The sequence below is a fragment of the Streptomyces sp. NRRL F-5123 genome (assembly GCF_000721495.1).
GTDB lineage: Bacteria > Actinomycetota > Actinomycetes > Streptomycetales > Streptomycetaceae > Actinacidiphila.
This window is the reverse complement of sequence record NZ_JOHY01000115.1, coordinates 1-6,881: the sequence shown is the minus strand read 5'-3', so window position 1 is coordinate 6,881 and position 6,881 is coordinate 1. Positions and strand designations below refer to the sequence as shown.

Annotated in this window: 3 protein-coding genes; all 3 read left to right on the top strand. The window is 74.8% G+C overall.

The annotated features are described in order from the left end of the window. Positions 1-349 precede the first annotated feature (349 nt). The 3 genes from IH54_RS0138115 (at position 350) to IH54_RS0138105 (ending at position 6,779) form a co-directional block, all read left to right on the top strand. Positions 350-1,246 (top strand): bifunctional helix-turn-helix transcriptional regulator/GNAT family N-acetyltransferase, encoded by an 897-nt coding sequence (locus IH54_RS0138115; RefSeq protein WP_031526001.1) that lies wholly within the window; start codon positions 350-352, stop codon positions 1,244-1,246. Between the two features lie 111 nt (positions 1,247-1,357). Continuing rightward, the gene (locus IH54_RS0138110) at positions 1,358-3,898 is read left to right on the top strand and encodes a SpoIIE family protein phosphatase (RefSeq protein ID WP_031525999.1); all 2,541 of its coding nucleotides are present in this window, start codon (positions 1,358-1,360) and stop codon (positions 3,896-3,898) included. Between the two features lie 319 nt (positions 3,899-4,217). Then, positions 4,218-6,779: a SpoIIE family protein phosphatase gene (locus IH54_RS0138105; RefSeq protein WP_031525996.1), complete on the top strand. Its 2,562-nt coding sequence runs from the start codon at positions 4,218-4,220 to the stop codon at positions 6,777-6,779. The last annotated feature ends 102 nt before the right edge of the window (positions 6,780-6,881 follow it).

The window sequence follows — 6,881 nt, the reverse complement described above, 5'->3', positions numbered from 1 at the left end:
GCGTCTGACGTCATGACGTGTCCGGTGCCGGACGGGGTGCGCATTCCTGCGGGGGCACCCCCGGATCGTCCCCCTCCCGAGGTCTCGTCGGCGGCTGCCTGCCGGTGGGGGCGGGGGTGGGTGGGTGACGTGGCCCTCCCGGGGTCTCGTGGGTGGCTGCCTGCCGGTGGGGGTGGTGTCCAGGGGACTGCGGTTCGCCCCCGATGGCGAGTCACCCCCGCAGGGGGGCCGTCAGCCGACGTCCTACTCACACGGGTGGTGGGGTGGGAAGCACCCCGCGCCGCAGGCGCGGGTGTCCCCGCGGGGGAAAGCCGGTGACGTCCGCTGGGTGTCTGACTAAGGTCAGAGGATGGAGAGCGAGCAGATCGGTCAGGTGCGGCGCTTCAGTCGCGTGGTCACCGCGCGGGTGGGGGTGCTCAATGAGCACTATCTGGGGCGGGGGCGGCCCTACGGGGAGTCGCGGGTGTTGTGGGAGATCGGCCCGGAGGGGCGGGACGTGCGGGGGTTGCGGGAGCGGCTCGGGCTGGACTCGGGGTACATGAGCCGGCTGCTGCGCAGCCTGGAGGGGGCGGGGTTGGTGGTGGTGGAGCCGCAGACGGGGGACCGGCGGGTGCGGACGGTGCGGCTGACGGAGGCGGGCGGGGTGGAGCGGGCGGCGCTGGAGGGGCGCAGCGACGAACTCGCGGGGAGTCTGCTGGCGCCGCTCAACGAGGGGCAGCGGGCGCGGCTGGTGGCGGCGATGGGGGAGGTGGAGCGGCTGCTGACGGCGGGGCTGGTGACGCTGGACGAGGTCGATCCGGAGCATCCGGACGCGCGTGCGTGCCTGCTCGCGTACTTCGAGGAGCTGGGGTCCCGGTTCGACACCGGGTTCGACCCCGCCTTGAGCCTGCTGCCCGACGCGGGCGGGCTGCGGGCGCCCGCGGGGGTGTTCCTGGTCGCGCGGCTGCACGGGGAGGCGGTCGGGTGTGCGGGGCTGAAGCTGCCGGCGGGGGCGCCCGCGGAGGTCAAGCGGATGTGGGTGGCGCCGCGGGCGCGGCGGCTGGGGCTGGGGCGGCGGTTTCTCGCGGAGCTGGAGGCGCGGGCCGTGCGCGCGGGGCACGACACGCTGCGGCTGGACACCAACAAGGCACTGGACGCCGCGATCGGCCTCTACCACGCGAGCGGCTTCCGCGAGGTCCCGGCGTTCAACGACGAGCCGTACGCCCATCACTGGTTCGAGAAGCAGGTGGCCGCCCGGCGCCCGTAAGGCCCATGCCGGGAAGCGCGACGTGTGGAGGTGTGGGGGAATATCGGGGAGAAGGGGATGAATCCCTCTGTGCGGCCGGCGGGTCCGGCCCGACCCGGTCGGGGGTGAGCCATGAGCGCCAGCGGCGACTCCCCTGCCCCGGAGCCCCCGCCGCCCGACCGCGCGCACGCGCCGCCGCCCGGTGCGGGCGGCATGCCCGCGACGGGGACGCTGCTGGACACCCTGCGGGTCGCGGTCGTCATGCTCGACACCACCGGCCGGGTGCTGCTGTGGAGCCCGCTGGCGGAGGAGGTGCTCGGGTGGGCGGGCGAGCACATCGTGGGGCGGCGGGTCGGCGGCCTCTTCGGGCCGGGCGGGCACACCCCGGAGGGCGAGCCGGTCACCCCGCCGGTGCAGACCGCGGCCGAGGCCGAGCGGCTGCTCGGGGAGCTGCTGCGGGAGGGGCGCTGGGAGGGCATCCTCGCGCTGCGGCACCGCGACGGGCACACCGTGCAGGTCGAGGCGCGGGCCTCGCTGCTGGTGGACGGGGACGGGCGGCCGTTCGTGCTGGCCTCGATCGTGGAGACCAGCCGGCTGCGCACCCTGGAGCACGACCTCGCGGCGCTGGACTCGCTCTTCGACTCCTCCCCGCTGGGCGTGGCGATCTTCGACAAGGAGCTGCGCTACGTCCGCGTCAACGACGCGCTGGCCGGGATGAACGGCGTGCCGGCCGCCGCGCACATCGGCCGGACGATCGTCGAGGTCATGCCGGACGCGCGGACGGCCGAGTCGCTCACCGCGCTGCAGCGCGACGTGCTGGTCACCGGCCGCCCGGTGATCGACCTGGTGTCGCCCGCCCCCGTGGGCACCGGCCACCGCTCGGTGTCCTACCACCGGCTGGTGGACCGGGCCGGCCGGGTGCTCGGCATCAGCGCGACCGTCATCGACGTCACCGAGCGGGTGGAGGCCGCCGCGAAGGCCGAGCGCGCCCGGCGGCGGCTCACGCTGCTCAACGACGTCGGCTCGCGCATCGCCGGACAGCTGGACGTGCGGCGCAACGCCGAGGAACTGGCCGCCGCGCTCGTACCGGACTTCTGCGACTACTCCGGCGTGGTGCTGCACTCCCAGCTCGCCAAGGGCGGCGAGCTGCCCTCGGCGACGTACACCGACAACACCCCGATGCGGCAGACCGGCGTCGGCGCGGTCAACTGGAATTCGGACGTGGTGCGGATGATCCGCCCCGGGCAGGCGATGTCCTTCGACCGCAAGTCGCCCTTCGGGCAGGTGCTCGCGACCGGCAGGCCCAGGCTGCTGTCCTCCAGTGACGAGCTGGCGAGCATGACCTTCCCCGACGACCCGAAGGTGCGCGCGACCTTCGCCGTCGGCATCCGCTCGCTGCTGGTGCTGCCGCTGCGCGCGCACGGCGTCGTGCTGGGGCTGCTGATCGTCAGCCGGGCGGAGGGGCGGGAGGCCTTCGACCAGGAGGACATCGCGCTCGGCATGGAGCTCGCCGACCGGGCGGGCGCGGCGCTGGACAACGCCCGGCTGTACGTGCGCGAGCGCGAGGGCGCGCTGATGCTCCAGCGCTCCCTGCTGCCGCGCTCCACGCCCGCCGCGCCCGGCGTGGACGTCGCCTACCGCTACGTGCCCGGCAGCAGCGCCGCCGAGGTCGGCGGCGACTGGTTCGACGTGCTGCCGCTGGCCGGCGGCCGGGTCGCCTTCGTCGTCGGCGACGTCATGGGCCACGGCCTGGGCGCCGCCGCCACCATGGGCCGGCTGCGCACCGCCGTACGGACGCTGGCCGCGCTGGACATGAAGCCCGACGAGCTGCTGCGCCGGGTCGGCGAGCTGGGCGAGGACCTGGCGCAGAGCCCCAGCGAGGGCTGGATGGCCACCGCCGTCTACGCCGTCTACGACCCCTCCACCCGGCGCTGCGCCATCGCCCAGGCCGGCCACCCGCCGCCCGTCGTCATCGAGCCCGGGGGCGACGGCGAGGAGGGCGGCGCGCACGAGGCGCGGCTGCTGGACCTGCCGCCCGGGCTGCCGCTCGGCGTCGGCGGCGGCGGTTTCGAGACCACCGAGCTCGACATCCCGGACGGCACCGTGCTGGTGCTCTACACCGACGGCCTCATCGAGTCGCGCCGGCACGACATCGGCACCGGCCTGGAGCGGCTGCGCGCCACCCTGAGCCGCCCGCTGGACTCGCTGGAGGACGCCTGCGACGGGCTGCTGGCCACCATGGAGCCCGGCCGCGAGCCGGACGACGTCGCGCTGCTGATGGCCCGGCTCGGCACCCTCCCCGGCGGCTCCACCGCCGCATGGTCCTTCCCCGCCGAGGCCAGCGCGGTGCGCCTGGCCCGCCGCCGGGTGCGGGACACGCTCGCCGAGTGGGACCTGCCGGAACTCGTCGACGTGACCGTGCTGCTGGTCAGCGAGCTGGTCACCAACTCGCTGCGGTACGCGCACGGGCCGATCGGGGTGCGGATGGTGCGCGGCGGTTCCCTGCTGGTCGAGGTGTCCGACCCGCTCCCCGACCCGCCGCAGGAGCGGGTGGCCACCGCGGAGGACGAGGGCGGCCGCGGCCTGCAGCTGGTGGCCGGGGCGTCCCGCCGCTGGGGGACCCGGCACGGGCCGCTGGGCAAGACCGTATGGTTCGAACTTGCACTACCGTGACGGGTGGGGCGGCCGGTGGGAGCCTTACCCGCGGTCGCCGCAGGTCACAGGCGTACGGGGGGCGTGGGAACGCTCCCGGCACGCGCCGGGCGCCGACCCGCCCGTGATCAACGGAAGGGTTCACCCGGCGCGTGCCGGGTATTCCGAAGAAACGAGAGCGAAAGGCGAGGCCGCGGTGGTCAGGGGAGGGCCCCCGTACCCCGGGAGCCGAGATGATGCTGTGATCGACAAGACCGTGTGCTGGACGGTCCGCATGCTGAATACTCAGCTCCAACCGGTCCATGTGTGCTGAGCTGGAGGGGTCGGGCGAGTGAGCGACATGCCAGCCGGGGCGGTTCCGCCCCGGGCGGACGACGCGGACGCGGCGACGACCGCGGTCTGGCAGTCGAGCCCGCCCGGTTCCCTCTACGACTACATACGCGTCGCGTCGTTCTCGCTCGGACCGGACGGCCGGATCGACCAGTGGAGCGACCGCGCCGCCGAGTTCTTCGGGGTCTCCGCCGACGACGCCGTCGGCCGCGACCCGATCGCCGCCTTCGCCCCGCCGCGCGTCCAGCAGGCCGGCCACGAGCGGCTCGGCGAGATCCTCAACGGCCGCGAATGGACGGGCCTGGTGCCCTTCACCGACGGCTCCGGCGGCGAGGGCCTCGCCGAGGTGTACGTCATGCCCGCCGACCGCGGTGCCCTGTGCATCGCGGTGGACGTCGCGACGCTGCGGCAGATCGAGACCGACCTCGCCGCCTCGCAGGCCGTCTTCGGGCAGTCCCCGATGGGCTTCGTGCTCTTCGACACCCGGCTGCGGCTCATCCGCGTCAACGACCGCTTCGCGACCGTCTTCGGCCGCCCCGCCGACGAGCACCGCGGCCGCGGCCCGCACGACTTCCTCTCCCGCGTCGAGGCCGACCGGCTCACCGCCGCGCTGCGCCAGGTGCTGGAGACCGGCGAGGCCGTCCTCGACATGCCGCTGGTCGGCACCGTGCCCGGCGACCCGGGCCGCCGCCGCTGGTCCATGTCGCTCTACCGGCTGCACAGCGCCAGCGGCCGCGCGATCGGCGTCGCGGGCCTCGCCATGGACGTCACCGGACGCCAGCGGGCCGAACGCGAGGCCGCCCACGCGCGGCGCAACCTGGCGCTGCTCAACGAGGCCGGATCCCGTATCGGCACCTCCCTCGACCTGGAGACCACCGCCCGCGAGCTGCTCGACGTGGCGGTGCCGCACTTCTGCGACCTCGCCTCCGTCGACCTCTACCAGGCGCTGCTGGTCGGCGCGGAGGACCTGGGCGGCACCACCGACGGCAGCGGCGAGCTGCGCCGGGTCGCGTTCGCCAGCTCCGTGTCCGACGCGCCCGTCGCCATGGCCGGGGACGACGACGACACCTCCGCCGAGGAGGGGCCCGTCTCCGTCGGCGCCGTCCACCGCTACCGCTTCAGCTCCGCGAGCGCCCGCGCGCTGCGCACCGCCCAGCCGCAGATCCTCGACGGCGACGGCGGGCAGGACCTGGGCGGCGCCCTCGTCCAGTCCACCCTCGTCGTCCCGATGGTCGCCCGCGACACCGTCCTCGGCCTCGTGCAGTTCTCCCGCGCCAAGGGCAGCGAGCCCTTCGCCGAGCGCGACCGGATGCTCGCCGAGGAACTGGCCGCGCGCGCCGCCATCTTCATCGACAACGCCCGCCTCTACCGGCGCGAGCACGAGCGCGCGCTGATCCTCCAGCGCAGCCTGCTGCCGCCGGACGACCCCGAGGCCGCGGGCCTCGACATCGCCTGCCGCTACCTGCCCGGCAGCATGGAGACCGAGGTCGGCGGCGACTGGTTCGACGTCATCGAGCTGCCCGGCCACCGCACCGCCCTCGTCGTCGGCGACGTCATGGGCCGCGGCCTGCGCGCCGCCGTCGCGATGGGTGAACTGCGCACCGCCGTACGGACGCTGGCCATGCTCGACCTGGAGCCCGGCGAGGTGCTCAGCGCGCTCGACGAGGTCGTCCGCGGCCTCGGCGCGCCCACCTCCGGCCGCACCCGGCGGGCCACCGCGAAGGAGCGCGGCGACTCCGACCTCGCCGAGGTCTACCTCGCCACCGTCGTCTACGTCGTCTACGACGCGGTCACCCGGCGCTGCACCATCGCCAACGCCGGCCACCTCCCGCCCGCCGTCGTCGAACCCGGCGAGCAGCCCATGCTCCTCGAACTGCCCCGCGGCGTCCCGCTCGGCGTCGGCGGCGAGCCCTTCGAGGAGAGCGAGGTCGAACTCGCCGAGGGCACGCTGCTCGCCCTCTACACCGACGGCCTCGTCGAATCCCGCAACCTCCCGCTGGACGAGGGCCTCGACGCCTTCCGCAGCTCCCTCGACGGGCCCGAACGCCCGCTGGAGGACATCTGCGACCACGTCCTCGCCACGCTCGACACCGCGCACGGCGAGGACGACATCGCTCTCCTCATGGCCCGCATCCGCGGCCTGCCCGCCGAGCAGGTCGGCGACTGGTCGCTCAAGCCCCAGCCCACGTCGGTGGCCCGCGCCCGCGAACTCGCCCGCGACCAGCTCCTCGCCTGGGACCTCGGCGACCTCGTCGACACGACCGAACTCCTCGTGAGCGAGCTCGTCACCAACGCGCTCCGGCACGGCTACGGCGACATTCGCCTGCGGCTGCTGCTCGATCGGACGCTGGTGTGCGAGGTGTGGGACAGCGCGCTCGTCCAGCCCCGGCGGCGCCGGGCCCGCGACACGGACGAGGGGGGGCGGGGGCTTCAGCTCGTGACGATGCTCAGCGAGAGCTGGGGCTCTCGGCGGACGCACCGCGGCAAGACGGTGTGGTTCGAGCTCGCCCTCCCCGGGCGGGGGTCGCACGCGGCGACGCCGACGGTGGATGAGTTGCTCAGTATGTTCTGAGGGCGCTCCGTTCTGCCTGTTGCGGTTTGCCGCGCGATCTTCCCGCCGTAGGGGCTGGTCGCGCCGTTCTCCCCCAGAGCTGCGCCTGGGAGGTGCCCCCAC